Annotated in this window: 20 protein-coding genes and 1 other RNA gene; 11 read left to right on the top strand and 10 right to left on the bottom strand. The window is 65.0% G+C overall.

Annotated features, from left to right (window positions below; genetic code table 11):
* The 5 genes from HMPREF9006_RS01990 to lipB form a co-directional block, all read right to left on the bottom strand.
* Positions 1 to 2,648 (bottom strand): tetratricopeptide repeat protein (locus HMPREF9006_RS01990; protein WP_009211863.1); only part of this gene is annotated, 2,648 nt, incomplete at its 3' end.
* A 138-nt stretch (positions 2,649 to 2,786) separates the two neighbouring features.
* The gene (locus HMPREF9006_RS01985) at positions 2,787 to 4,154 is read right to left on the bottom strand and encodes an NAD(P)/FAD-dependent oxidoreductase (RefSeq protein WP_034230851.1); all 1,368 of its coding nucleotides are present in this window, start codon (positions 4,152 to 4,154) and stop codon (positions 2,787 to 2,789) included.
* A gap of 73 nt (positions 4,155 to 4,227) precedes the next feature.
* Positions 4,228 to 5,727, bottom strand: coding sequence for a class I adenylate-forming enzyme family protein (locus tag HMPREF9006_RS01980; RefSeq protein ID WP_009211861.1), 1,500 nt, complete (start codon positions 5,725 to 5,727; stop codon positions 4,228 to 4,230).
* Positions 5,724 to 6,791 carry a lipoyl synthase gene (lipA, locus tag HMPREF9006_RS01975; protein ID WP_009211860.1) on the bottom strand — a complete coding sequence of 356 codons (1,068 nt, stop codon included), beginning with the start codon at positions 6,789 to 6,791 and terminating at the stop codon, positions 5,724 to 5,726. The genes HMPREF9006_RS01980 and lipA overlap by 4 nt, the downstream gene beginning before the upstream one ends.
* Positions 6,788 to 7,465 (bottom strand): lipoyl(octanoyl) transferase LipB, encoded by a 678-nt coding sequence (gene lipB, locus HMPREF9006_RS01970; protein ID WP_034231936.1) that lies wholly within the window; start codon positions 7,463 to 7,465, stop codon positions 6,788 to 6,790. Before lipB ends, lipA begins: the two co-directional genes overlap by 4 nt.
* A gap of 139 nt (positions 7,466 to 7,604) precedes the next feature.
* On the opposite strand from lipB, the gene HMPREF9006_RS01965 reads away from it, so the two are divergent.
* Both HMPREF9006_RS01965 and HMPREF9006_RS01960 read left to right on the top strand, forming a co-directional pair.
* Positions 7,605 to 8,441 (top strand): Nif3-like dinuclear metal center hexameric protein, encoded by an 837-nt coding sequence (locus HMPREF9006_RS01965; protein ID WP_009211858.1) that lies wholly within the window; start codon positions 7,605 to 7,607, stop codon positions 8,439 to 8,441.
* Positions 8,438 to 9,181, top strand: coding sequence for a zinc ribbon domain-containing protein (locus HMPREF9006_RS01960; protein ID WP_009211857.1), 744 nt, complete (start codon positions 8,438 to 8,440; stop codon positions 9,179 to 9,181). Before HMPREF9006_RS01965 ends, HMPREF9006_RS01960 begins: the two co-directional genes overlap by 4 nt.
* Before the next feature lie 6 nt (positions 9,182 to 9,187).
* Here the strand turns inward: HMPREF9006_RS01960 and HMPREF9006_RS01955 are convergent, their stop codons facing one another.
* Both HMPREF9006_RS01955 and HMPREF9006_RS01950 read right to left on the bottom strand, forming a co-directional pair.
* Positions 9,188 to 10,522 (bottom strand): alpha-L-fucosidase, encoded by a 1,335-nt coding sequence (locus HMPREF9006_RS01955; protein WP_009211856.1) that lies wholly within the window; start codon positions 10,520 to 10,522, stop codon positions 9,188 to 9,190.
* 79 nt (positions 10,523 to 10,601) lie between these two features.
* Complete coding sequence (locus HMPREF9006_RS01950; RefSeq protein ID WP_009211855.1) at positions 10,602 to 11,414, bottom strand: YaaA family protein; 813 nt, start codon at positions 11,412 to 11,414, stop codon at positions 10,602 to 10,604.
* A gap of 52 nt (positions 11,415 to 11,466) precedes the next feature.
* Between HMPREF9006_RS01950 and rnpB the strand changes: the two genes are divergently transcribed.
* An RNA gene (gene rnpB, locus HMPREF9006_RS10180) (RNase P RNA component class A) lies at positions 11,467 to 11,833 on the top strand.
* Positions 11,834 to 11,883: 50 nt separating this feature from the next.
* Here rnpB and ppgK read toward each other — a convergent pair.
* The 3 genes from ppgK to panB form a co-directional block, all read right to left on the bottom strand.
* Entirely contained in the window at positions 11,884 to 12,636 is a 753-nt protein-coding gene (ppgK, locus tag HMPREF9006_RS01945) for a polyphosphate--glucose phosphotransferase (protein WP_009211854.1), read from the bottom strand.
* 132 nt (positions 12,637 to 12,768) lie between these two features.
* Positions 12,769 to 13,653, bottom strand: coding sequence for a type I methionyl aminopeptidase (gene map, locus HMPREF9006_RS01940; protein ID WP_193389688.1), 885 nt, complete (start codon positions 13,651 to 13,653; stop codon positions 12,769 to 12,771).
* Positions 13,654 to 13,663: 10 nt separating this feature from the next.
* The gene (panB, locus tag HMPREF9006_RS01935; protein ID WP_009211852.1) at positions 13,664 to 14,521 is read right to left on the bottom strand and encodes a 3-methyl-2-oxobutanoate hydroxymethyltransferase; all 858 of its coding nucleotides are present in this window, start codon (positions 14,519 to 14,521) and stop codon (positions 13,664 to 13,666) included.
* Positions 14,522 to 14,692: 171 nt separating this feature from the next.
* On the opposite strand from panB, the gene pheS reads away from it, so the two are divergent.
* From pheS to tyrS, 8 genes are all read left to right on the top strand, one after another.
* Entirely contained in the window at positions 14,693 to 15,778 is a 1,086-nt protein-coding gene (gene pheS, locus HMPREF9006_RS01930) for a phenylalanine--tRNA ligase subunit alpha (RefSeq protein ID WP_009211850.1), read from the top strand.
* Between the two features lies 1 nt (position 15,779).
* Positions 15,780 to 18,428 carry a phenylalanine--tRNA ligase subunit beta gene (gene pheT / locus HMPREF9006_RS01925; protein WP_009211849.1) on the top strand — a complete coding sequence of 883 codons (2,649 nt, stop codon included), beginning with the start codon at positions 15,780 to 15,782 and terminating at the stop codon, positions 18,426 to 18,428.
* A gap of 101 nt (positions 18,429 to 18,529) precedes the next feature.
* Complete coding sequence (locus HMPREF9006_RS01920) at positions 18,530 to 19,018, top strand: flavodoxin domain-containing protein (protein ID WP_009211848.1); 489 nt, start codon at positions 18,530 to 18,532, stop codon at positions 19,016 to 19,018.
* A gap of 91 nt (positions 19,019 to 19,109) precedes the next feature.
* Complete coding sequence (gene argR, locus HMPREF9006_RS01915; protein ID WP_009211847.1) at positions 19,110 to 19,631, top strand: arginine repressor; 522 nt, start codon at positions 19,110 to 19,112, stop codon at positions 19,629 to 19,631.
* Between the two features lie 63 nt (positions 19,632 to 19,694).
* Positions 19,695 to 20,915 carry an argininosuccinate synthase gene (locus tag HMPREF9006_RS01910; protein WP_009211846.1) on the top strand — a complete coding sequence of 407 codons (1,221 nt, stop codon included), beginning with the start codon at positions 19,695 to 19,697 and terminating at the stop codon, positions 20,913 to 20,915.
* Positions 20,916 to 21,013: 98 nt separating this feature from the next.
* Positions 21,014 to 22,372: an O-antigen ligase family protein gene (locus HMPREF9006_RS01905; RefSeq protein ID WP_009211845.1), complete on the top strand. Its 1,359-nt coding sequence runs from the start codon at positions 21,014 to 21,016 to the stop codon at positions 22,370 to 22,372.
* A gap of 42 nt (positions 22,373 to 22,414) precedes the next feature.
* Entirely contained in the window at positions 22,415 to 23,842 is a 1,428-nt protein-coding gene (gene argH / locus HMPREF9006_RS01900; protein ID WP_009211844.1) for an argininosuccinate lyase, read from the top strand.
* A gap of 127 nt (positions 23,843 to 23,969) precedes the next feature.
* Positions 23,970 to 25,232, top strand: coding sequence for a tyrosine--tRNA ligase (gene tyrS / locus HMPREF9006_RS01895; RefSeq protein ID WP_009211843.1), 1,263 nt, complete (start codon positions 23,970 to 23,972; stop codon positions 25,230 to 25,232).
* The last annotated feature ends 54 nt before the right edge of the window (positions 25,233 to 25,286 follow it).

The following is a 25,286-nucleotide window of genomic DNA, read 5'->3' as shown; positions in this document are numbered from 1 at the left end:
CCCGCGTCCCGGTATGCTCCCGCTAGAAATGCAAATGATGCCAATGTATGGGGATGAGTGTCACCTAAAACACGTCTCCGATTATTGAGAATATACTCGTAGAGTTCTTGCGCCTCATCGAGCCGCCCCACGGCTTGATATGCGCTTGCTAGGCTGTTCTCAGCGATGAGGGTATTAGGGTGGTCCTCACCAAACACTGTCTTATAATCAACGAGAACTTCTTCGTTCAAGGTGATGCCTTCGTTGAATTTGTTCGTTTCCCTGTATATGTATGCCAGATTGTGGCGTGAGGCCAGAGTATCAGGATGATTTGTGCCCAACAGCCGTGTTCGACCAGCGAGCACCTGCTCTGTCAGTTCACGAGCCTCATGGAGCCGACCGGCTGCCAGGTAAGCTCCTGCGAGATTTGAGCGTGTCGTAAGCGTGGCGCGGTGATCTGCACCCATAACTTGCGCACGTTTTGCGAGAGTAGTTTCAAAAAGGTCGATTGCTTCATTAATGCGACCGGCTTCCTGGTACGCGTATGCGAGGTTGCTGGTTGACGTTAGTGTATTAGGGTGTTCATCTCCCATAAGTTTGGTTTCTTGTGCAACGATCTGCTCATTCAGTGAAATTGCCTTATCCAAATTTCCTAGAGATGCGTATGTGTTCGCGAGGTACCCAAGTAAGGCGAGCGTATCGGAACTTTCGGTACCGAGAACGTTCTGGACGTGGTCAACTGCAACACTAAGGGGAATTGCATTGTAGGAAAGTCCTAAAGTATTTGAGTGGTGGAATGCTTGAGCGAGCGCAAATATTGTCTCGTCACAGTCAAATAGACGCACGGAGTAACTCTGACCGCTAATGGTACGAAGTTGTCTAACAAGATCAAGAGTTTCGCGTCTGCGGGAATCAGTATCGTTGGTACTGAACTGATCGATATCAACGTCATCGAGTAGTGTTGCAGCCGATTCATAGGCCTCCGCAGCTTCATTCTCATCCCAGGACTCGCGGAAAGCCTGCGCCTGAAGGCGATGCAGCATCGTCGTCGCTTTGTCTGTGCTCTGCTGAACGATGGATCTGTGAATGAGCTCAGTGAGCGCATCGTGAGCGTCCTCGTCTTTGGCTTGGTGAGCGCCTTGAAGCTCTTGGTTGTCCTGCTGCTCAATGGTGGGGTCGAGCCATCGCGTGGGCACACCGGACTCCGCGAGTAGCGCAAGCGCACCCAGTTGACGTCGAGCGGACTGTTGCGTCGGTTCTGCTAGATTCTCGAGCGCGTTTTCGATGGCCATGCATAGAGCGGTGGCCACGTCGTCCGCGTAGTAGCCCCCTGGGACCGGGCGGATAGCACGTTCGCTGCCGTATGAGTCGAGTCGTTCTAGGTAGCGGGCAAGCGAAAGGTTGCCGTTGCGTGCAGTCGCGGCGGCTTGTGCGAGAGCCAGAGGTAAGTCTTCGAGGCGGTGTGCCAACGTGTCTGCGGCCTTGTGATCAGTGGAGCTGGTTGTATTGAGCAGGTAGTCGATTGACTGCTCTCGGTCGAAGACCCCGACCTTGATGGTGCCCCACCCCTGAGAGTCCCAGCCTGTGTCGTTCGTCGTTGTTGCGAGAACGCGCAAGTCGTCACCGGTCGGTACGAGTCCGCGAAGGTCGTTGATGTCCTCGACGTTGTCGAAGATGATCAGTCTGTTCGATGCTTCGCTCGAACGGAGGGAGTTCAGGCAGCGTGCGATGAGCTGCTCCCGAGTTGGTTCGTCGCTCGTGTCGATCTTCAGTTCTTTCGCCAGTTCGACCAGGGCGCTTTTTATGGACTCAGGAGAAACGGCATTCACCCATGCAACGAGGCTCCAGTTTGCGTCTTCGCACCGCTTGGCGAGAGCTGCGGCAAGCTGAGTCTTTCCACAGCCACGCATGCCAACCAGAACTGTGCGCTGCTTCGTCGTATCGGTGATCAGCTCGTTTAATTGGTCTTGCTCAACACGAGCGACAAAACGGCTACCAGTAGCAACGTCCGGTCGACTTCCGAACAATACGCGGTGCGGCTTGTCCTCATGACGAGTCACCTCGGCCAGGTTGGACAAGACCGTATCGAGCATCTCATGCGTCATCTCGTGTGCTTGGAGAGAGCGATGCGATTTATCTTGTATCTCGTCTATTCCAGAAAGAATGCTCTTGAACGCCTCAATCTGAAACCTGGGGGACCATGGGGCGAAAGCAGCGTACTGTGTTGCGACTGCCTCAATGAGCTCGTCGAAATATGGCTCAGCTGCAGATTCAACGTTCGTGCGCCGTCTAGCAGCGTAGTCCCGTAGTTTCTCTGGAAAGCTACCGGGGCTGCGGACTGCACTGAGAAGAAGCCCATCATCATTGGCGATCTCGTCGAGGATGATTTCGACCTCGGTGCAAGCCCCCGAGAGCAGACCGGGATCGACGCTTTGGCTGCCACATCGTTCTTGCATCGCCTGTATGCGATTAGCCAAGGTCTGACTGACGCGACGTTCGATCTGGCCCTGAGATTCATCGGTGCGGCGCAACGTGCGTAACAGTGTGCCGAGTAGCTCCTGGCTATCTCCTACAAGATCGGCGGCGAACGCTGCATCACACGCGCGCAACAACATCTTCGTGAGAGCTGCGCCGACACCAACTACCGTCGTAAATACAGGATCGCCCATACCGGCAATGCTATGTCACCCACCTTGACATATGAAAGAAACGCGCGCCTTGCTCGAAGAATAGAGCCTGACAATCGGGGCCGGAGGCGACAGCTTCCGGCCCCTCGGCGTATCTGTCAGCAGCGCACGCCTCACGCGTCAGTCTTCCTGCTCGCGCTCCTCGACGACGTCTTCGCCGACGACGAGCTTGCCGGAGGCGCCAGCGCCGAGCTGCTCCAGGGCCAGGCGGCCCACCATCTGCTGGTTGGTGGTGGTGCGCTGGGAGCGCGCACCCGACAGGAAGCTGAAGAACCAGTTGACCAGCGTGCCCACCTGCGACTTGAAGCCGACGATGTAGAGCAGGTGCAGGAAGCACCAGGCCACCCACGCGACGAAGCCGGTGAGGGTCGTCTTCCCCATCTTCACGACCGCCTGGAAGCGTGCGATCGTCGCCATCGAGCCCTTGTCGAAGTAGGTGAACTCGGTGGCCTTGGGGGCGCGCCCCGCCAGGCGCGCCTTGATCGTGTCGGCGGCGAAGCGCGCGGATTGGATGGCTCCCTGCGCGACGCCGGGGACGCCGGGGAAGGCCATCATGTCGCCGAGCACGAAGATCTCCGGGTGGCCCGGCAGGGTGAGGTCCTTGTTGACGCTCACGCGGCCCGCGCGGTCCACCTCGGCGCCCGTGGCCTCGCCAAGCAGACGGCCCAGCGGGCTGGCGGCGACGCCGGCGGCCCACACCTTGCACACCGACTCGATGCGCTCCTCTTCGCCGGACTTGTACTTCAGCGTCACGCCCTCGGCATCCACGTCGGTGACGAAGGCGTTCATCTTCATTTCGACACCGAGTTTGGCGAGGGCTTCCTCGGTCTTGTGGCCGAGCTTCTCGCCGAACGGGGGCAGCGGGTGGGAGGCTCCGTCGACCAGGATGACGCGGGCCTTCGTCGGATCGATGTTGCGGAACTCCCCGCGCAGGGTCTTGGACGCTAGTTCACGGATCTGCCCGGCCATCTCCACGCCGGTCGGGCCCGCGCCCACGACGACGAAGGTGAGGAGCTTGTCGACCGAGGCCGGGTCGGGTTCGATCTCGGCCAGCTCAAATGCGCCGAAGATGCGGGCGCGCAGCTCAAGCGCGTCGTCGATCGTCTTCATGCCCGGAGCAAAGACGGCGAAGTGGTCGTTGCCGAAGTAGGACTGGCCCGCGCCCGCGGCCACAATCAGCGTGTCGTATTCGGTCTGCTCGTACTTGTTGTGGTTGCGCCACTTCACGACGCGCGCCTCGACGTCGATGTCCTCGACGAGGGCCTGCAAGACCGTCACGTTCTTCTGTCCGCGCAGGATCTCGCGGGTCGTGGGGGCGATGTCGCCCTCGGAGAGGATGCCCGTGGCCACCTGGTAGAGCAGGGGCTGGAAAAGGTGGTGCGAGGTGCGGGCCAGGATGGTGATGTCGGCGTCGGCCTTCCTCAGGCGACGTGCGGCGCTCAGGCCGGCAAAACCGGAACCGATGATGACAATGCGGTGGCGAGGCATGTTAATCTCCTTCAATTAAGCAAGGTCAATCTTACTAATTTATGTGGCACTTACATTATGAAGTGAGGCGCACCTACATTCTTTGTTCGGATATGGCGAAGAGACGCGTAGCCTCAACCGGATCCGGCTTCCCGGTAGTCGTCGTCGGAAGCTGCTCCACCATCATCACGCGGCGCACCTTCTCCCAGGGTGCCAGCACCCCGTCCAGGGCCTCGGACAGGCGCTCCACCGTCAGGGACGAGGCCTCGTCGCGTCCAGCGGGGGAGGCGACGATGAGCGCGGCCACGACCTGACCCCAGCGCTCATCCGGCAGGCCGACGACGAGGGCATCCGAGACGGCCTCCAGGGTTCGCAGCGCGCGCTCGACCGACGGGGGAGCGACGAGCTCCCCGGCCGTGTTGATCATCCGGTGAGCGCGCCCCACCAGGTGCAGCCAGCCGTCATCGTCGCGCGTAGCAAGGTCGCCGGTATGCAGCCACTCCTCGCTGCTGACGACGCCGGGGCCTCGCACCCAGATCTCGCCAATCTCGCCTGCGTCGGCCTCGCGCTCGTCGTTGGCCATGACGCGCAGGTCCACGTAGGGGAAGGGAGCGCCGAGCGATCCGGTGGGTGCGCCGCAGTCGGGCGTCGCAACTGTACCCGCACCCGACGTCTCCGTCATACCCCACACGTGGATCGGGGACACGCCGACCCTGCGCATCATGTCGGCCACGTCGCCCGTCAGTGCGTCACCTCCGATCAGCGGGCGCGTCCACGAGGACAAGTCTCCGCCGCCACGGTCGAACTCCTCCACGAGGGCACGCACAATCGCGGGCACGGCGAACATCATCGAGATCCGATAGCGCTCAATCGCGTCCAGCACGCCGCGAGCGTCAAACGACCCGGGGAACCCCAGCGTCACGAGCGTGCCGCCGTGAGTCCACACGTCCAGCGACGTGCCGTTGAATCCGCCGATGTGGCTCACGGGAGCGCACACGCCCACGACCGAGGAGGCTGGCGCGTAGTCGAAGCCCTCGCGGAAGTTCGCCGACCCCCACCACATGACCTCGTGAGTGAGCTCGACCGGGCGCGGCATGCCCGTTGAACCCGACGTGAAGAGAATCGCCGCGAGCTCGGCGCCGCAGCGCGCGGGTTCGCCCGCGATGGGGTCGTCGTGCCTCGTCCAGGAGCGCAGGTCGTCCCACGGGAAGGTTCGGATCCCCGCGTCGGCCAGCGCACGGGCGTGCAAGGATGCGGACTCGTCGACGAACGCCCAGGTCACACCCACCCGCACACACATCGACGCGAGCGCCGAGGAGGGCAATCGGGGAGAAAGAGGAACCGTCACCGCGTGCAGCCAGGAGGCTGCCGCGTGGCACAGGAAATGCCACGCGGAGTTCGCTCCGATCAGCGCAATACGGGTTCCGGCCCCGAGTCCCCGCCGCCGAAACGCGCCGGCCAGGCGCGCCACAGCATCGAAGGACTGCGACACGGTCCAACGCTCGCCCGTTGCTGCGTCAACCAGGGACAGCCGACCGGGGCCGCGCCGCGCAGCCCGGGCGAGCGCCCGCGCGGGCGAATAGTCGGGCCTCACGAGGCCGAGGCGGCCTTCGCGGCTTCCATGGCCGCGTGACGCTCCGAGCGTTCCTTCAGGCGCGCGAGGACGGAGCCGGCCTCCTGCAGCGTGGAGCCGGAGTTGGCGATGTGGCGCAGCTGCTCAGGGATCTCGAAGCCGCGTGCGCGCATGCCCTTGGCCCACAGCAGGCCCGCACGGTAGGAGGAACGCACGAGGGGGCCGGCCATGACGCCCGCGAAGCCCATCTCCTCGGCCTGCGCGGCCAGCTCAACGAACTCCTCGGGGTGGACCCAGCGGTCGATCGGGTGATGCAGGGGCGAGGGACGCAGGTACTGCGTGAGGGTCAGCAGATCACACCCCGACTCGTGCAGGTCGCGCATCGCCGCGCCGATCTCCTCGCGAGTCTCGCCCATGCCCAGGATCAGGTTCGACTTGGTGACCATGCCCCCGTCGTGGGCGCGCTTGATCATGGCGAGCGAACGCTCGTAGTTGAACGCGGGGCGAATCTTCTTGAAGATGCGTGGCACCGTCTCCAGGTTGTGCGCAAAGACCTGCGGGCCTGCCTCGATGACCATGTCGATCGAGTCGGCCTGGCCGCGGAAGTCATCAACGAGCAGCTCCACGCCGGTGCCCGGGTTGAACTCGTGGATGAGGCGGCAGGTCTCGGCATACAACCACGCGGCTCCGTCGGGCAGATCGTCGCGGGTCACTCCCGTGATCGTCACGTAACGCAGGTCTAGGTCGCGCACCGATTCGGCGATGCGGCGCGGCTCGTCCCTGTCGTACTCGGTGGGACGCCCCGTCGCGATATCGCAGAAGTCGCAGCGGCGCGTGCACAGGGCGCCGCCGAGCAGGAACGTTGCCTCGCGGTCCTGCCAGCACTCGTAGATGTTGGGGCACCCGGCCTCGGCGCACACCGTGTGCAGGCCCTTGGCGTGGGACAGAGCGCGCATGTCCTGGTAGTTCTCACCCGCCTTGGCGGTCGTGCGAATCCACTCGGGCTTCTTCTCGATCGGCGTTTGCGAGTTGCGTACCTCGATGCGCAGAAGCTTGCGTCCTTCGGGATCGGGCAGGGTGCTCATAGCGGTGACCTCGTCGTGTAGGAAACGGAAGCGGGAGTGGTCGCCAGGCAGGGGGAGATGCGCTCCACCATGCGCGGGAGAAGCTCGGATGCGGCATCGTGCACGGTCGTTGCCACGCCCTCCCATGACAGGGAGGTGACGTCGGCGTCCGTGAGACCGCAGGGGATGATGCCCTCGAAGGCGTGAACCGGGTCGATATCGACGTTCAGGGCGATGCCGTGGAGGGTCGCGCCGCGCGCAACCTTCAAGCCGATCGCGCAGATCTTACGGTCGCGCCGTCCCTCTTCGGTCAGCCACACGCCCGCACGCCCTTCGACGCGGTGCACCGGCAGTTCCCAGACCTCGCGGACGGTGTCGATGACCGAGGCCTCGACGGCGCGAATCCACTGCACGAGATCGACGGGCTCACGCAGGCGCACGACGGGGTAGACGACGACCTGTCCGGGACCGTGCCACGTCGCGGAGCCCGCGCGGTCGGTGCGGATGACGGGGATCGTCGTGGAGGGAATGTCCTCGGGCTTCGTGTGGCGCCCGGCCGTCCAGGTTGGCGTGAACTGGGAAACGATGATCGTGTCCTCGCCGCCTGCGAGGACGGCTTCGTGCGTGGATCGTTGGAGCGTGTCGACCTGGGTATAGTCGACCAGGCCGCGGTCGAGAAGGCTCACAATCTGCACGGATGTGATCATAGTCGCGGGCAGGGTCCCTTGCCTGTTGGGCCTCCGCTATGCTTGACGCATGACAGATTCCTCACCTCTTGCGCGGGCGTGCCCGGCCGTGCCATCAGCTGAGCAACCGTGGAGCGTCGGCGACGTCATGGCCCTCATGGAATCCTGGTATCCGGCGGCTACGGCCCAGTCGTGGGACCGCGTCGGCCTCATCGTCGGAGACCCGGCCGCCCCCGTGCGTTCGATCCTCCTCGCCCTCGACCCCACCGAGGCCATCGCCCGGCAGGCCGTTGCAGGACCCGCCGGGAACGCGGCGCCCTATGACATGGTGATCACCCACCACCCGCTGCTCCTGCGCGGGGCGTCCTTCCTGCCGACCTCAGACCCCAAGGGTGCGGTCGTTACCACGCTGATCCGTCACGACATTGCGCTCTTCAACGCGCACACGAATGCCGACGTCGCCGAAGGCGGCGTCGCCACCGCCCTCGCCGACCTCATCGGCCTGCGCGACACCGTTCCCCTCGAACCCTGTGGCACGGACGCCAAGGGGCGCCAGATTGGCCTGGGGCGGGTGGGCACGGTACCCGAGACGACCCTTGGTGCCTTCGCCGACCACGTTGCCGCGGTCCTTCCCGCGGGTCCCACCGGACTGCTTGTGGGAGGCGACGAGGCGACGTCCGTGCGCCGCGTGGCCGTCGTCGGTGGTGCTGGCGACAGCGCCTTGGACGCCGCCCGCCAGGCTGACGCGGACGTGTACCTGACGGCCGACCTGCGCCATCACCCCGCCTCGGAGCACCTCGAGGGAGGGCGCCCCGCCCTGCTGTGCGGCTCACACTGGGCCACGGAGTCCCCGTGGCTGCCCGTCCTGGCCCGGCGACTGCGCGGAGCGGCCGCCGACGCCCGTGTGGAAGTTCGCGTCGAAGTCTCTACGATTGTCACCGAGCCATGGACCAGCCACCGAATCACCCAGGGGGAACTAGCGTGAAAGCGACGTACACCGACCAGCTCGACCTCCTCGAGCTTCAGAAGCTTGACCAAAAGGAGTCGGCGCTGCGCCACAAGCGCGATTCGCACCCCGCTCACGCCACGGTTCGCGAGTTTGCGGGTCGAGTCGCCGATTTGCAACGCGCCGCAATCAGCCAGAACGCCGTCATCTCCGACACCGGGCGGGAGGTGCGCCGCATCGAGGAGGAGATCGCGAAGGTTTCTGAGCGACGCTCGCGCCAGCAGGGGCGCATCGACGCCAACCTGGTGCCGCTGCGGGACATCTCGGCCATGGAACACGAGATCGCTCAGATGGACCGGCGCCTGGCCAAGCTGGAAGACGACCAGGTTGACGCGGAGGAACGCGTCGAGGCGGCACGGGCGGCGCAGGAGAAGATGAAGGCGGAAGCCCAGGCGATCACGGAGGACATCGAGCGCATCAAGGCCGACTTCCAGGCGGACGTGGCCGAGGCCGACGATGAGTTGCGGCGCGTCATCGCCGCGCGCCGCGAGCTGACCGATCGCCTTCCGAGCGATCTGCTGAACGAATACGAGGAGGCCCGCCGCCGCAACGGCGCGCTGGCCGTCATCGAGGTTCGCGACGGCTACGGCATTGGCGTCGCAGCAGACCTGAGCCCCATGGAACTCGAACGCATCCGCCTGACGCCCGCCGACGAGGTGTACCTGACCGAAGAGACGACACAGATCGTCGTGCGGACGGCGGAAAATACCCCGCGCTGAGGACCCTCACGCCCGCACGGCGTAGGCGTCGGCCAGGTGGAATCCCCGCCTGCTCGCCACCACCGCGATCCGCAGGACCCGCGCCTCGACGGGGGAGGGAAGCGTCACGATGCGGCGGTAGCCCACCGAGTGGACGCGGGCGATCTCTGACTCCTCGCCGGCCTCGGTGAGAGCACAGATGATGGCCTCGTCGATGCGCTGCCCCCGAGCGATGTCCTCCTCCAGGACCACGGCACTCACGCGCTCATTGGCGGCAAAACGCAGCGTCACGACCTCGTCGTCCTCGCGCTCGGCCTCGATACGGCGCGAACGGAAGTCAGCGATGCGGGCGCCCAATTGGGCGAGGACCTCGACGTCGGCGTCGGCCAGCAACCCGTGACGATTCGGCGGAACGTTGAGAAGGAAGGTCGCGTTGCCGCCGACGGACCCCAGCCAAATCGAGAACAGCTCGTCAACGCCACGCACTTGCGTGTCCTCGGCCTCATGGTGGAACCAGCCCTTGCGGGTAGAAGTGTTGACCTCGGCCGGATACCAGGCGAGCGGGCCGTCGTAGTCGGCCAGCGCCTCGCGCGAACCCAGGTCCTCGTCCGCGGATGCCACCTGGCGAGAGAACTCGCCGTCGTCAACCTTCTGGGAGTTCTCAGCCGTGCGCTCGGCCTCGCGCAGCGACGCGGGGACCACCGACCACTCGTTCGCGCGGACGCTTCCCGCCTCGTTACCGCACCAGCGCACGTCCGGACCGCACACGGAGATCACGGCCTCGGGCGCGAGCGCGCGAACCGTGTCGTAGATGCGCTGCCAGTCGTAGGCCTGGACCTTGCCGTTGGGGCCCTCCCCGCACGCACCGTCAAGCCACACGGAGAACACGGGGCCGTAGTGGGTGAGAAGCTCAACGAGCTGATTGAAGTAGAAGTCGTTGTAGGGCTGGCCCTGCCCGTAGGTCTGCTCCGTCATGTCCCACGGAGACAGGTAGATGCCGAACTTCAATCCGTGGCGCGCCGCGGAGTCCGAGACCTCACGGACGAGGTCGCCGCGTCCCTCGCGCCACGGCGAGGATGCCACGGTGTGGGTGGTGTAGGCCGAGGGCCACAGGCAAAAGCCGTCGTGGTGCTTGCACGTGAGAATCACGCCGGTCATGCCCGCGCTCACGAGGGCACGCATCCACTGGTCAACGTCGACGCGATCCGGGTTGAACAGCGACGGGTCCTCGTGGCCCTCACCCCACTCGCGGTCGGTCATCGTGTTCATGCCGAAGTGAATGAACGCGTACATCTCCATCTTCTGCCACTCGAGCTGGCGATGGGTTGGCCGGATGTTGGCCAGGTAGTCCTCGTTGATCATGCCTATGGTTTCCGCTTCATGGCCGACGAATCAGCCGGGCCTGCACCCTGCAGGTTCCGGAAAAAGGATAGCGTAACGATCAGTTCGTGACCAACGTAACTCTGCGCGTTGATCCGCCCTGCTTCGTGGCCTTCTCCCGACCAAACTCCACGTCGATGACCCGATGCGTGACGCCGTGGGCGTCAACCAGCTCCACCGCCCGCGCGGAGTCCGAAATCGCCCGCTCGCAGTACGTTGTCTCCCACGTGTCCCAGCCGCCGCCGGACAGGAGAGCGCCCGTGAGCGCGCCACGCCATCGTTTCGCGTCGTGGGAGATGACGGCGCGTGTCCCCGCCCGCTCTCGTTCCACCCGCAGCTCCCACACGCGTGCCCAGGTGGCCTTGCACGCGGCGCGGTAGGGGCCCGAGCGTGCGTCGAGGATGACGCGAGAGGCGGCCTCGTCGCGCAAGACACGATCGAGGCGAGGCGCCCACCAGGAGGAGAGTCGACCTAGCCCGGGCAAGGACACCCCCATTGCGAGCCGGTGGTCGGGGACCGGGTCGCTGGGGGCCAAGACCCCGAAGAGCCCCGAGAAGATAGCGATGTTCTCGGCACCGACGCCCGACAGCACCCCGGGCGCGGCGGACTCAATCGCCTCGAAGAGGACGCCGGTGAAGAGCCGGGATGCCGGGGCGCACGGCGCGCTTTCCAACGCGGTATTAGCCCCCAGATCGGTCTTCGGACCGACCCCGAGGACGCGGGCGGCGTCCGGGCCCGAACCGAGAGCCCCGAGGCTGCGGCAGACCGTGAGGCGATCTGCCGTCAGGTCTGGGCGGGACAAAGACCGGACGGCCAAGGCGCGTCCCGAGGCCGGGGCATTCTTACCCTCCGATGGAGGCAACCACATGAGCATGCCGACAGCCTATCGCGCTGGCAGGGTGGGCGCGTTAGAATCTGACAACGGATCGGTCGGCCGGGCGGCCGCGCGCGGAAACGCTCGAGGAACGTCCGGGCTCCGAAGGGCAGGGTGATGGCTAACAGCCACCCGGGGTAACCCGCGGGACAGTGCCACAGAAAACAAACCACCGTCGCGTTGCGTGGCGGTAAGGGTGAAAAGGTGAGGTAAGAGCTCACCAGCGGCGCGGGTGACTGCGTCGGCTTGGTAAACCCCACCCGGAGCAAGACCGAGCAGCAGGTAGGGCGGCCCGTCCAATGCCTGCGGGTAGGTTGCTGGAGACCGTCGGCAACGACGGCCCTAGATAGATGGTCGCCGCCGCGCTTGTCCGGAGACGGGGCGCGGGACAGAACCCGGCGTACAGGCCGACCGATCCGGGAAGGCCCCCAACGCTTGCGTTGGGGGCCTTCCCGTACAGGTGCCGGACCTAGGCGCGGTTCGTGGCGGCGTAGTAGGCGGCGCCAACGATGCCCGCCGTGTTGAGTAGCTTCGCCGGGATCATCGGCGTCTTGAGCGACAGGAGGGGCATGAACTTGTCGTGGTTCTCCGACACCCCGCCGCCGACGACGAAGAGATCCGGATTGAGCAGGAACTCAACGTGGCTGTAGTAGCGCTGCAGGCGGGCCGCCCACTCCTCCCAGCCCAGGCCCTGCGCGGTCTTCTGGCCAGAAGAGGCCATTTTCTCGGCGTCGTGTCCGTCGATCTCGAGGTGCCCCAGCTCGGTGTTCGTCAGCAGCGTTCCGTTGACGATGATCGCCGATCCGATGCCTGTGCCCTGCGTCGTAAAGACAATGACCCCGTCGCGGCCCTTCGCCGCCCCGTAGGTGACCTCGGCGATGCCCGCCGCATCCGCGTCGTTCAATGCAACGACGGGGCGCCCCAGGTGAGTCGCCATGAGGGCGCGAACGTCGACGTTGACCCACGACTGATCAAGGTTCGCCATGTAGGGGATAACACCGTCGAAGACGGGCGCGGGAAAGGTGACCCCGACGGGCACGTCGGGACCCACCCCCAGTCGGTCAATGACCGTGCGGCACACGGCCGCCACGGCGTCCGGCGTCGCCGGATCGGGCGTGGGAATACGAACCTGATCGCCAACGTATTCGCCTGATTCCAGATCAACGAGCGCGCCTTTGACGCCCGATCCTCCAATGTCAATGCCGCATGCAACCGTGGTCATGACCCCTCCTTGGGTGACGTGTGTGCCGTCCGGTACGAGGCCTCCCCCCGCCCTACCGCAATTGTAGGCGAGGTCACCGAATGAGGCTCGGCCCGTGCCGCACTGTGAGAGCGAGCCGCGCGCCGTGCGTGGCTAGGGGAGGGTGAGGATGTCGGCACCCTCCTCGGTCACCACGATCGTGTGCTCGAATTGGGCGGTGCGGGAGCGGTCGGCGGTGACGATAGTCCAGCCGTCGTCCCACTGCTCCCACTCGATGGTGCCCAGGGTGAGCATCGGTTCGATGGTAAACACCATGCCCGGTTCCATGATCGTGTCGTAGGAGGGAGCCGCATCGTAGTGAGGAACGATGAGGCCGGAGTGGAAGGCCTCTCCCACGCCGTGGCCGGTGTAGTCGCGCACGACTCCGTAGTCGAAGCGCTTGGCGTAGGCCTCGATGACGCGGCCGATGACGTTGATCTCACGGCCCGGGCGAACCGCCTTGATCCCACGCATGAGCGCGTTGCGCGTGCGTTCGATGAGGAGGTGGGACTCTTCGTCGACGGTGCCGACCTCGAACATGGCGCAGGTGTCTCCGTGGACGCCGTCCTTGTAGGCGGTGATGTCGATGTTGATGATGTCCCCGTCTCGCAGGGGACGGTCGTCGGGGATGCCGTGGCAGATCACCTCGTTGATCGAGGAACAGATCGCCTTGGGGAAGCCCATGTATCCCAGGCACGACGGGTAGGCGTCGCGAGCGATGATGTACTCGTGAGCGATCCGGTCGAGCTCGTCCGTCGTGACGCCGGGGGCGATAGCCGCCGCGACGGCGTCGATCGCGCCGGCCGCGATGCGTCCGGCTTCGCGGATCCGAGCGACGGTGCGAGGGGATTTCACGTCCGAGGCCGTGACTCGTTCGGGGCCGTCGTGGAACATGTACTCGGGGCGTTCGATATGCTCGGGAACCGCCCGCATCGGTGAGATCCTTCCGGGCGTGAGCGTTCCCAGCGGTGCGCGGCGTGCCAGTGCTGATGCTTCCATTGGTATCGTCCTAATCGTTCTTGTAGTTGTCGGGTCCGGGGAACTTCCGGGCGCGCACGGCTGCCACGTAGTCGCTCGCCGCGTCGCGAAGCGCCGGCCCGAGCTGGCCGAACTTGTGCACAAAGGAGGGCACCCACTGCGAGTAGCCCGCCATGTCGGACCAGACAAGAACCTGACCGTCGGTATCCGGTCCCGCCCCGATGCCGATCGTGGGGATTGCCGCCGCTTGGGTGATCTCCCGCGCGACCGAGGCGGGCACCATCTCCAGGACGAGTGCGAAGGCGCCGGCCTCCTCGACCGCCTTCGCGTCTGTGCGCAGAGGTTGCGCGCCATCTCCGCGTCCCTGCATGCGAGGCCCACCCAGGGTGTTCTCGGACTGCGGGGTGTAGCCCAGGTGGGCGCACACGGGAATTCCGGCGGCGACCAGGGCGGAAATGATGTGCGCTCGCTTCTGGCCCCCCTCGAGCTTGACGGCATGCGCCCCCGCCTTCATGAGGCGGGCTGCGGACGCAAACGCGTGCTCCGGGGTGTCTTCATAGGTGCCGAACGGTAGGTCCGCGATGATCATCGCGCGCGAGGTAGAACGGGCGACGGCTGCCGTCGTGCGCTCCATGTCCTCGAGCGTGACGGGGAGGGTGGAGGAATGACCGAGCATGACGTTGCCAAGAGAGTCTCCGACGAGCAACATGTCGACTCCCGCCGCCTCCAGGATGGGCGCGGTGAGCGAGTCGTAGGCCGTGAGCATCGTGAGGGGAATGCCCTCGGCCTTCGCGCGAGCGATGTGCTGGACGCGCACGCGCTTGGCAGGCAGGGCACAGGGAGTCGGAGACGAGTCGGTGGCGTCCTCTGGTGGCGTGACGTGAGACATGAGTATCCTCCCGTGAGACGGCGGTTGCGCATCAGCGCATTCACGTCCTACAGCGTAGCGCGATGGCGGACCCGGTGAGCTGTGAGGACGGGCGAACGGGTAAGATGGGGCGCGGTGCGCGTGAGAGCTACGCGGACATGACCCCAGTTGGACAGAAGAAGGAAGCAGGACATGGCTGGCAGTGCCCCTGACCTTGATCCTCTTGACGAGGCAGCTGTCGAGGCGCTTCGCGTGCAGGGCCTGGTCGATATTGAAGCAGCCGACTCGTTGGACGCCCTGAAGGCGGTGCGGGTGGCCCTCCTCGGAGACCAAGCCCCACTCGTGAGCGCGAACCGCACGATCGGAACGCTCGACCCGTCCAAGCGCGGCATCGCCGGCAAGAACCTTGGGCAGGCTCGCAAGGCACTGACGGAGGCGCTTGAGGAACGCAAGGCCGAGCTCGCCGCGGCCCTCGAGGCGCGCATGCTGGTGGAGGAGGCCGTCGACGTGACGCTTCCGACGCAGCGCTCCACCCAGGGGGCGCGACACCCCCTCGAGACGCTCATGGAGGAGGTCGCCGACTTTTTTGTCGGCATGGGCTGGGACATCGCCGAAGGCCCGGAGATCGAGCACGAATGGTTCAACTTTGATTCGCTCAACTTCGACATCGACCATCCGGCTCGCCAGATGCAGGACACGCTCTACATCGACGGACGAAGCATCGGTGGGGAGCGCGAGGACTCCGGCCACCTCGTCATGCGTACGCACACGTCGCCCGTCCAGTCTCACGCCATGCTCTCCCGCGGCGTTCCGCTCTACGTTGCCTGCCCGGGCAAGGTATTTCGTTCTGACGCGCTGGATGCGACCCACACGCCCGTGTTCCACCAGGTGGAGGGACTTGCCATGGACAGGGGGCTGACGATGGCTCACCTCAAGGGGGTCCTCGATCATTTCGCCCGGGCGATGTTCGGACCCGAGGCGAAGACGCGCCTGCGCCCCTCGTACTTTCCTTTCACCGAGCCCAGCGCCGAGATGGACCTGTGGTTCCCGCAGAAAAAGGGAGGCCCGGGCTGGATCGAATGGGGTGGTTGCGGCATGGTCAACCCGAACGTGTTGCGCGCCAACGGTGTTGATCCCGAGGTCTATACGGGATTTGCCTTCGGGATGGGACTCGAGCGCACGCTGATGCTCCGTCACGGCATCGCGGACATGCACGACATCGTCGAGGGAGACGTGCGTTTCTCCCTGCAGTTTGGATGCAACGGAAGGGGTAACTGACATGCCTATGGTGACGCTGAGCTGGCTCGCTGACCACGTGGATGTCGCCGAAGGAACGGACGCCGAGGCGCTGGCTGCGGCGCTTGTCAAGGTCGGCCTGGAAGAGGAGGAGATTCACCCCGCTCAGGTGGTTGGACCGCTCGTCGTTGGTCGCGTCCTTGCGCGCACGGAGGAGACCGCCTCGAACGGCAAGGTCGTGAACTACTGCCGAGTGGACGTCGGCGAGTACAACGATGCTCCCGGAACTGGCAAAGAGCCCTCGGACCTTCCCAGCCGCGGAATCATCTGCGGTGCTCACAACTTCGACGTCGGTGACCTGGTTGTCGTCTCGCTGCCCGGCGCGGTTCTTCCGGGCAACTTTCAGATTGCCGCGCGCAAAACGTACGGGCACGTCTCGGATGGAATGATCTGCTCGGCCCGCGAACTCGGCCTGGGCGAGGACCACTCGGGCATCATCGTCCTGCCCAAGTTCTTCCCCGATCGCGAGATTCCGCCGGTGGGTACCGACATCGTCTCCTGGCTCGGCTTGGGCGAGGAGGTCCTGGAGATCAACGTGACGCCGGATCGGGGCTACTGTTTCTCGATGCGCGGAATCGCCAGAGAGTACTCGCACGCGACGGGCGCCGCGTTCAGGGACCCGGGGCTTCCCGGCGTCATCGCCTCGTGCCCGCCCGTAGCCAACGACGAGGGGTTCCCGGTCGTCTTCTGCGATGACGCTCCGATCCGCGCACGCCTCGGCGTCGACCGCTTCGTTGCCCGCGTGGTGCGCGGGACGAATCCGTCGGCTTCCACGCCCCGGTGGATGGTGGAACGCCTGGAAGCGGCAGGAATGCGCTCGGTCTCCCTGGCCGTCGATATCACGAACTACGTGATGCTGGACCTGGGTCAGCCGATGCACGCCTACGATCTGGGTGCGCTGGCAGCGCCGATCGTCGTGCGCCGCGCGCGAGCGGGCGAGACCCTGGTGACCCTGGACGAGGAGAAACGCGAGCTGGACGAGCAGGACTTGCTCATCACGGACTCTCCGCACGCACAGGGCTCTCGTATCATCGGGATCGCCGGCGTCATGGGAGGTGCGTACTCCGAGGTGGGCGAGAGCACCACGGACATTCTCTTCGAGGCCGCACACTTTGACGCCGTGTCCATCGCGCGCAGCTCGCGCAGGCACAAGCTGCACTCCGAGGCGGCCAAGCGCTTCGAGCGGGGAACCGACCCCGCCCTGCCGGCGCTCGCCGCGCAGCGCGCCGTTGAGCTCATGATTCGCTACGGCGGTGGGAACGTCGATCCGGGAGTTACCGACAACGACCAGCGCCCCGATCCGGTACGCATTGTGTTGCCCATGGGCGAGGCCGAGCGCCTGACCGGTGTGTCCCACAGCCCGGAGCGCATCGCCGAACTCTTGAGGGCGGTGGGGTGCGTCGTCGATGAGCCCCGGGATGGAGCGATCAAGGTCACCGCCCCGTCGTGGCGTCCGGATCTGACGATGCCGGCTGACCTCGTCGAGGAGATCGCCCGCCTTGACGGCTACGACAACATCCCGGTGATCCTGCCGAGCGCCCCCGCCGGTATCGGCCTCACGCTCGCCCAGAAGGCCCGGCGTCTGAGCGCCGCGGCGCTGGCGGAGGGAGGGCTCGTTGAGGTCGAGTCCTATCCCTTTGTCTGCGACACGTGGGATCGTCAGGGCATCGCCTCTTCCGACCCCCGCCGGAGCGCCCTGCGTTTGCGTAACCCCATGGCCGACGATTCTCCGTGGCTGCGCACCTCGGTGCTCGATACGCTGCTGGACGTCGCGGGCCGTAACGTCGCTCGCTCGAACGCGGACGTGGCCATCTTCGAGGTGGCGAAGGTCGCCCAACCGCAGGGAACGGTGCCCGCCGAGCTGCCCGGAGCCGACCAGCGTCCCTCGGATGAGGTTCTTGCCGCGCTCGAGGCGGGAATTCCCGCTCAGCCGTGGCACATCGGCGGGGTTCTGACCGGGAATGCGCAGCGCTCCGGTGTGCTCTCCCAGGCACGCGCATTCGATTGGGCGGACGCCCTGGAGTATGTTCGCTCCGTGGCACGCGGGCTTGGCGTGCGTGTCGAGGTGACGCGCGCGTGGGTGGAGTCTCCGGCCGCGCACAAGGGAGCCCCGATGCCGACTCCGGCCACCGATCCCGCGCGGGTCGCGCCTTTCCACCCCGGCAGGGTTGCGCGCGTCTTTGTTCGCGCGGGCCGTGACCTGGTCGATGTGGCGCTTGCAGGTGAGCTCTCTCCGGCCGCCTGCCGCGCGTTCGGCCTGCCCGCCCGCTCCTGCGCTTTCGAGATCGATATGGATGCCCTCATCGGGCAGATGTCGACCGAACCAATTCAGGTCAAGGGGGTGTCCACGTACCCTCTCGCCAAGGAAGACATCGCGCTCGTCGTCCCGGCCGACATTCCCGTCGCGCGCGTTGAGCAGGTGGTCCGTCAGGGCGCGGCGCCGCTGGCCGAGGCGGTGACTCTCTTCGACATGTACGAGGGGGACCAGGTCCCGTCCGGTTATCGTTCGCTCGCCTTCGCCGTGCGTTTGCGAGCGTCGGATCACACGCTCACCGCCAAGGAGTCGGCGCAGGTGCGCGAGCGTGTCGTGGCGAAGGCCTCGAAGGTTCTCGGAGCCTCTCTGCGCGCCTGACCGCTGCGCCGCGAATGACCGGTCGAATCTCACGTGTGGTGCCCCACTCATTGGGGTGTTGCGTGCGAGGTTTCGGCCGGTCTTCGCACTACCATGAGAGCATGCACATCCTTGTTACTGCAGCATCCAAGCACGGGGCGACGGATGATGTCGCCGACGCCATCGCCAAGAGGCTTCAAGAATCGGGCATGACGGTCGATCGCATCGCCCCCTCCGAGGTCGCTACGGTCGCCCCCTACGATGCCGTGATCGTCGGCTCGGCAGTGTACATTCTCCAGTGGATGCCTGAGGCCCACGACTTCATGGAGCGTTTCGGTGATGACCTGCAGGGCAAGCCGGTGTGGGCATTTTCGGTTGGCATGAACGGAGTTCCGAAGCATGCGCCGCAGGATCCAACGCGCGTGGGCCCGCTGCTGACCCACGTCAACTGTCGCGATCTGCGGACCTTTCCCGGCCGCTACAAGCCTTCCTTGCTGTCGCTGCGTGAGCGCTCGGTGGCCCGTCTCGCCGGTGTTGTCGAGGGCGACTTCCGCGATTGGGAGGCCATTGACCAGTGGACCGACGGCATTATTGCGGAGCTGTCGGCCTGAGTGCATCACGGGCAGACGCGGGCGGGCACCCACGGTGCCCACCCGCATTTTTCGCACGCTCGCGCAGGGATATGCATCTGGATGTATAGTCATGCATATGACTGTCACGGTAGCTTTTCCCGGCACAAAGAGTGCCAGGCACGAGATGATCCGCGATCTTCTCGCCACCGAATCAATCGGGAGCCAGGAGGGCCTGCGCAGCCGTCTCGCTGAGCGAGGCATCGAGGTGACGCAGACGACGCTTTCGCGCGACCTCATGGACCTGCGCGCCACGAAAATCCGCGACTCCTCCGGCGCCCTCATCTACACGGTCCCCGACCACGATGGAGGGGCAACCCACGACGGGGAAGCCGCGAACGTGCGCCTCGCACGCTGGTGTCAGCTCCTACTTGTCACCTCCGTCAAAGTCGGTAACCAGCTCGTTCTGCGCACGCAGGTGGGCGCCGCCAATCTTCTGGCGTCCTCGATCGATGCCGCACGCAAGGACGAGATTGCCGGAACCATCGCCGGCGACGACACAATCCTCGTCATCTGCCGCAGCGAATCCGCTGCCGCCGACGTCGAACGCATGCTCCTGGCTCTCGCCGAACCCGGCGCCCTCCCCGACAACTAGTCACCGCCTCGCCGACCAGAGTTCGGCCTAGGCCCACACACCCAACAACTGGAAGGAACCCACATGTCGAGTAAAGACCGCGTCGTCCTGGCATACTCAGGAGGACTGGACACCTCGGTCGCGATCGGATGGATCGGCGAACAGACCGGCCGCGAGGTTGTGGCCGTCGCCGTCGACGTCGGCCAGGGCGGTGAGGACCTCGAGGTGATTCGCCAGCGTGCCCTCGATTGCGGCGCGGTCGAAGCCTACGTTGCCGATGCTCGCGACGAGTTCGCATCCGAGTACTGCATGCCCGCCCTCAAGGCCAACGCCCTCTACGAGGGTAAGTACCCTCTCGTGTCTGCGCTGTCGCGCCCGGTGATCGTCAAGCACCTGGTCAAGGCTGCGCGCGAGTTCGGCGCGACAACCGTCGCGCACGGATGCACGGGCAAGGGCAACGATCAGGTGCGTTTCGAGGTGTCCATTACCTCGATGGCGCCGGACATGGACTGTATCTCCCCAGTCCGCGATCTTGCGCTCACCCGCGACGTCGCGATCGACTACGCCGAGAAACACAACTTACCCATCGAAACAACGAAGCACAACCCCTTCTCGATCGACCAAAACGTCTGGGGCCGCGCTATCGAAACGGGCTTCCTCGAGGACCTGTGGAACTCGCCGACCAAGGACGTCTACGTCTACACCGACGATCCGACGTATCCGCCGCTGCCCGACGAGGTTGTCATCACCTTCGATAAGGGTATCCCCGTGGCTATTGATGGGCGCCCGGTGAGCCCGCTGGAGGCGATCCAGGAGATGAACCGTCGGGCGGGGGCTCAGGGCATTGGCCGCATCGACATGGTGGAGGACCGCCTCGTGGGCATCAAGTCGCGCGAGATATACGAGGCGCCGGGGGCCGTTGCGCTGATCGAGGCTCACCAGGCCCTCGAGGCGGTCACCCTCGAGCGCCTGCAGCACCGCTACAAGCGCCAGCTCGAGCAGACCTGGGGCGAATTGGTGTACGAAGCGCAGTGGTACTCGCCGCTGAAGAAGTCGCTGGACGCCTTCATCGAGCACACTCAGGAATACGTGAGCGGCGATATTCGCATGGTGCTGCACGGCGGCCGAGCCACCGTGAACGGGCGTCGCTCCGAGGCTTCCCTCTACGACTTCAACCTGGCGACCTATGAGACGGGCGACACGTTCGACCAGTCCTCGTCGAGGGGCTTCATCGACATCTACGGCATGCAATCGAAGTTGGCTGCCGCACGCGACGTGCGTTTCGGAGTCAACATGGGCTACTGAGACTTTGCTGAGGGCGTTCTCACAGGGAATGTTTCAGTTGGGTTTCAAGAGGTGGGAGCGCCGGGAATGGCGCTCCCACCTCGCATAGTGTGTCGTGTATGACCTACGAAGCGAGCGCTGCGATCGATGCCACCGCAGACACCGACCGGGGGGACGCCCTACGCGCCCGGATGATGCGCTATACGGTCGCGGGCATGTTCTTTGTGGGCTTCGCGGGCAAGGGGGTGCGGGGGATCTTCGGAGACATCGGTTCGCTGGTTCCCATGCTGATCCTCCTCGCTTTTTTCGTCGTGCTCTTTCGAGTCTCGGGCCGTTCCCTGAAGCTGCGGCGTTTTCCAACCACGATATGCCTCTTCGTCGCCTGGTGTGCCCTGACGTGTGCGTGGTCGGCGTCGCCGCTGCTCAGCCTCGAGTATTCGGCGATCCAAGTGTCGCTGACACTCGTGTCGATCGCCATAGCCGTGGCGCTCGACCTCGTCTCCCTCGTCGAGTCGTTGATCCTTGCCCTGCAATGGATCATCGGATCATCCTTCATACTCGAGGCCATCGTCGCCCTCACGGGGCAGGGCCCGCTCGCGCCTCCGACCTATTGGGGCAGAGGAACGCTGCCGGCCTCGTACTACTGGGTCGAGGGACGTCTTCTTATCGGCGGACCGATTCAAGGATTTCCGGGCAATCGAAATCCGCTGGCCTTCGTCGCTCTCCTTCTCGCCGTATGCCTCATCCTGCGCTACATGCAGACCCGCTGTGCCCCGGCCGCGACCGTCTTCTGGCTTGCGGCTTGCGGGGCGGTCCTCCTGCTCACGCAGTCAGCGACGGTCGCCCTGTCGACCGTCGGCTGCTTCCTGGTGATCGTTGGGCTCGTCGTTCAGCGCCGCGTCCCCGTTCGCTGGCGTCTGCGAGTGATCGGGGCTTTCACCGCGGTAGGTATCGCGGCCGCTGTCGGAGCGTTCTTCGCCAGGCACATGATCGCCGACGCTTTTGGACGTAGCCCGGACATGAGCGGGCGTTCTATCATCTGGCGTCGCGCCGCCGCCCTGATCGCCGAGCATCCCATCGGGGGGTGGGGCTGGTTCATCGGGTGGCCCACGTCGATCGAGCCCTTCTCCTCGCTCGTGATCCGAAACGACGGCACCGCGACCAACCAGGCGCACAACGTCTACGTCGAGGCCGCGTTGACCACGGGTTTCGTTGGAGCCGCGATCATCACCGGAGCGATCGTATGGACCCTGTTTCGCGTCGTCAAGGTCGCCGTCGCTCACATCGACGACAATCTGTGGGACGTCATCCCGGCCGTGCTGATGATCGCGATGTTCATTCAGTCTTTCACCGAGTCGCGGCTCCTCTTCGAAGGCAACTGGATGCTCTTCGTCGTCATCGCCACGTGGGTCAAGGTTCGGGGCGAGGTGCCTCTCGTGTGGCCATCGGCGGCACGCCAGCATCTCGAATACTCTTAGACGTACGCGCGACGCACAACGCTCAGCCACAGGAGGTCTCCCATGTCGAAGTCCGAACAGCACGTTTCTCTGTGGGGTGGTCGCTTCACGGGAGGGCCCTCGCAGGCGCTGGCCGCGCTGAGCGTATCGACCCACTTCGACTTTCGGCTCGCTCATGTTGACATCGCCGGGTCCCACGCCCACGCCGACGAGCTTCATCGCGTCGGCCTCCTGAGCGATGCCGAGTGCGCGGACATGCATGACGCTCTGGCACGGCTGGACGCCGACGTGGCCTCCGGATCCTTCCTGCCGGAGCCGCTCGACGAGGACGTACACACGGCGCTGGAACGGGGCCTCATCGAGCGTGCTGGCGCGACGCTGGGGGGCAAGCTGCGGGCCGGTCGCTCGCGCAACGACCAGATTGCGACACTCATCCGTGCCTATCTGCGGCAGGAGGCTCGCCGCCTCGCTGGACGTGTCCTCGATATCGCCGACGCCCTGGTGAGCCAGTCTCGGCGTGCGGGGGATGCAGTGATGCCTGGGCGCACGCACATGCAGCATGCGCAACCAGTGTTGGTTGCTCACCACCTGCTGGCTCACGTGTGGCCGCTTCTGCGCGACATTGATCGCCTGCGCGACTGGGACAAGAGGGCCGCGATTTCGCCCTACGGATCGGGGGCGCTGGCAGGTAACACGCTCGGCATGGATCCTCGGCGCATCGCCGCCGCCCTCGGTTTCTCAGACTCGGTTCCCAACTCGATTGACGGCACCGCCGCTCGCGATGTCGTTGCGGAGTTCTCCTTCGTCTGCGCGCAGGTGGGAGTCGACATTTCGCGGCTGTCGGAGGAGATCGTCGTGTGGAACACTAAGGAGTTCGGCTACGTGACGCTCGATGACTCTTACTCGACCGGATCCTCGATCATGCCACAGAAGAAGAACCCCGACGTTGCCGAGCTCGCGCGCGGAAAGGCCGGTCGCCTCATCGGAGATCTCACCGGTCTACTCACGGTCCTCAAGGGAATTCCCCTGGCCTACGACCGGGATCTCCAGGAAGACAAGGAGCCCGTCTTCGACCAGATAGATACCCTGGACGTCCTGTGTCCCGCCGTCGCCGGCATGATCGAGACGATGACCATTCACCTCGATCGACTCGCCGAGCTGGCACCCCAGGGCTTCTCTCTGGCCACCGATATTGCCGAATGGCTCGTCAAGCAAGGGGTTCCCTTCCGCGACGCTCACGAGATCTCGGGGACCTGCGTGCGCCTCGCCGAGGCTAGGGGAGTGGAGCTGGCTGACCTGACCGACGAGGAGCTTTCCAGCGCCTCGGCCCACCTGACCCCCGAGGTGCGTTCGATTCTCACCGTGGACGGATCAGTGAGGGCACGCGCGGGACGAGGGGGCACGGCACCCGTGCGCGTGGCCGAACAGATCGAGGAAGCCTGCGGCTGCCTGAGGGATGCGAGGCAGTGGGCGAGCGCCGCCGTGAACTGACCTCGCGCGTGGCGTGCGCTCCTCGCTGGGCGAGGGATGCGTCCACGCTGAGCTCACGCCGCGCGCCCGCAGTCGATACACTGGAAACGCAACAACTTTGTTGGATTCGTAAGGAAGGATAACTTTCGTGACAGACATTCTGGACGACCTGCAATGGCGTGGGCTGCTCGCGCAGCACACGGACCTTGAGGCGCTTCGCGCCCACCTCGCTTCCGGGCCTGTCACCTTCTATTGCGGCTACGATCCAACGGCGCCATCCCTGCACCACGGGCACCTCGTACAGCTGATCGTCATGCGTCACCTGCAGCTCGCGGGGCATCGCCCTCTCGCGTTGGTCGGAGGAGCAACGGGACAGATCGGTGATCCGCGCCAGAGCGGAGAACGTCAGCTGCAACCCACCGATGTCGTCCAGGGCTGGGCGGATCGGCTGCGCGCGCAGATATCCCGTTTCCTGGACTTCGAGGGGCCGGCCGCGGCTCAGATGGTGAACAACCTCGACTGGACCGAGCAAATGAGCGCGATCGATCTGCTGCGGACGATCGGCAAGTACTTCCGCGTGGGCACGATGCTGGGCAAGGACATCGTGGCGCGCCGCATCGCCTCAGACGAGGGCATTTCCTACACCGAGTTCTCCTACCAGGTGCTCCAGGCCAACGACTTCTTGGAACTTTTCCGCCGAGAGGGCTGCACCCTGGAGACGGGAGGCAACGACCAGTGGGGCAATATGGTCGGCGGCGTCGACCTGATCCGCAAGGTCGAGGGAGCCGAGACTCACGTGATGACGACCCCGATCATCACGAAGGCTGACGGCACCAAGTTCGGAAAGTCTGAGGGGGGAGCGATCTGGCTCGATCCCGAGATGATGACACCGTATGCCTTCTACCAGTTCTGGCTGCAGGTTGCCGATGAGGACGTCGTGCGTTTCCTGAAGATCTTTACGTTTATGTCGCGCGAGGAGATCGAAGCCCTTGCCGTTGAGGTCGCTGAGCGGCCCCACCAGCGCGCCGCGCAAAAGGCCCTGGCCGCCTCGGTGACGGAACTGGTCCATGGGGCAGACCAGCTGAAGCGAGTTCTTGCCGCGACCCAGGCGCTGTGGGGCGGGGGAGACATTCGCGACCTCGACGCCGCGACGCTTGCTGCGGCGACGGCTGACCTCCCGCGTGCGAGCCTGTCGCTCGGAGAAGCAACGGTTGTGGACGCGCTGGTGGCCCTTGGCTTCGAGAAGGGAAAGACTGCGGCTCGTCGGACGATCGCATCGGGCGGAGCCTCCGTTAACAACGTCAAGGTCGAGGACCCAGATACGCTTCTGAACGCCAGTGACGTTCTTGCCGGTGGTTTGGCTCTCATTCGCAAGGGACGCAAGAATCTGGCGGTGCTTGAACTGCACTGAGTGTGTGCGCAGAGAGGGGCGTGCGGCGTCGGCCGCACGCCCCTTTTTCGTTGT

It is taken from the genome of Actinomyces sp. oral taxon 180 str. F0310, from assembly GCF_000185285.1.
In the GTDB taxonomy this organism is placed as follows: domain Bacteria; phylum Actinomycetota; class Actinomycetes; order Actinomycetales; family Actinomycetaceae; genus Pauljensenia.
The sequence above is the reverse complement of the archived record's forward strand: the minus strand, read 5'-3'. Positions and strand labels throughout refer to the sequence as shown.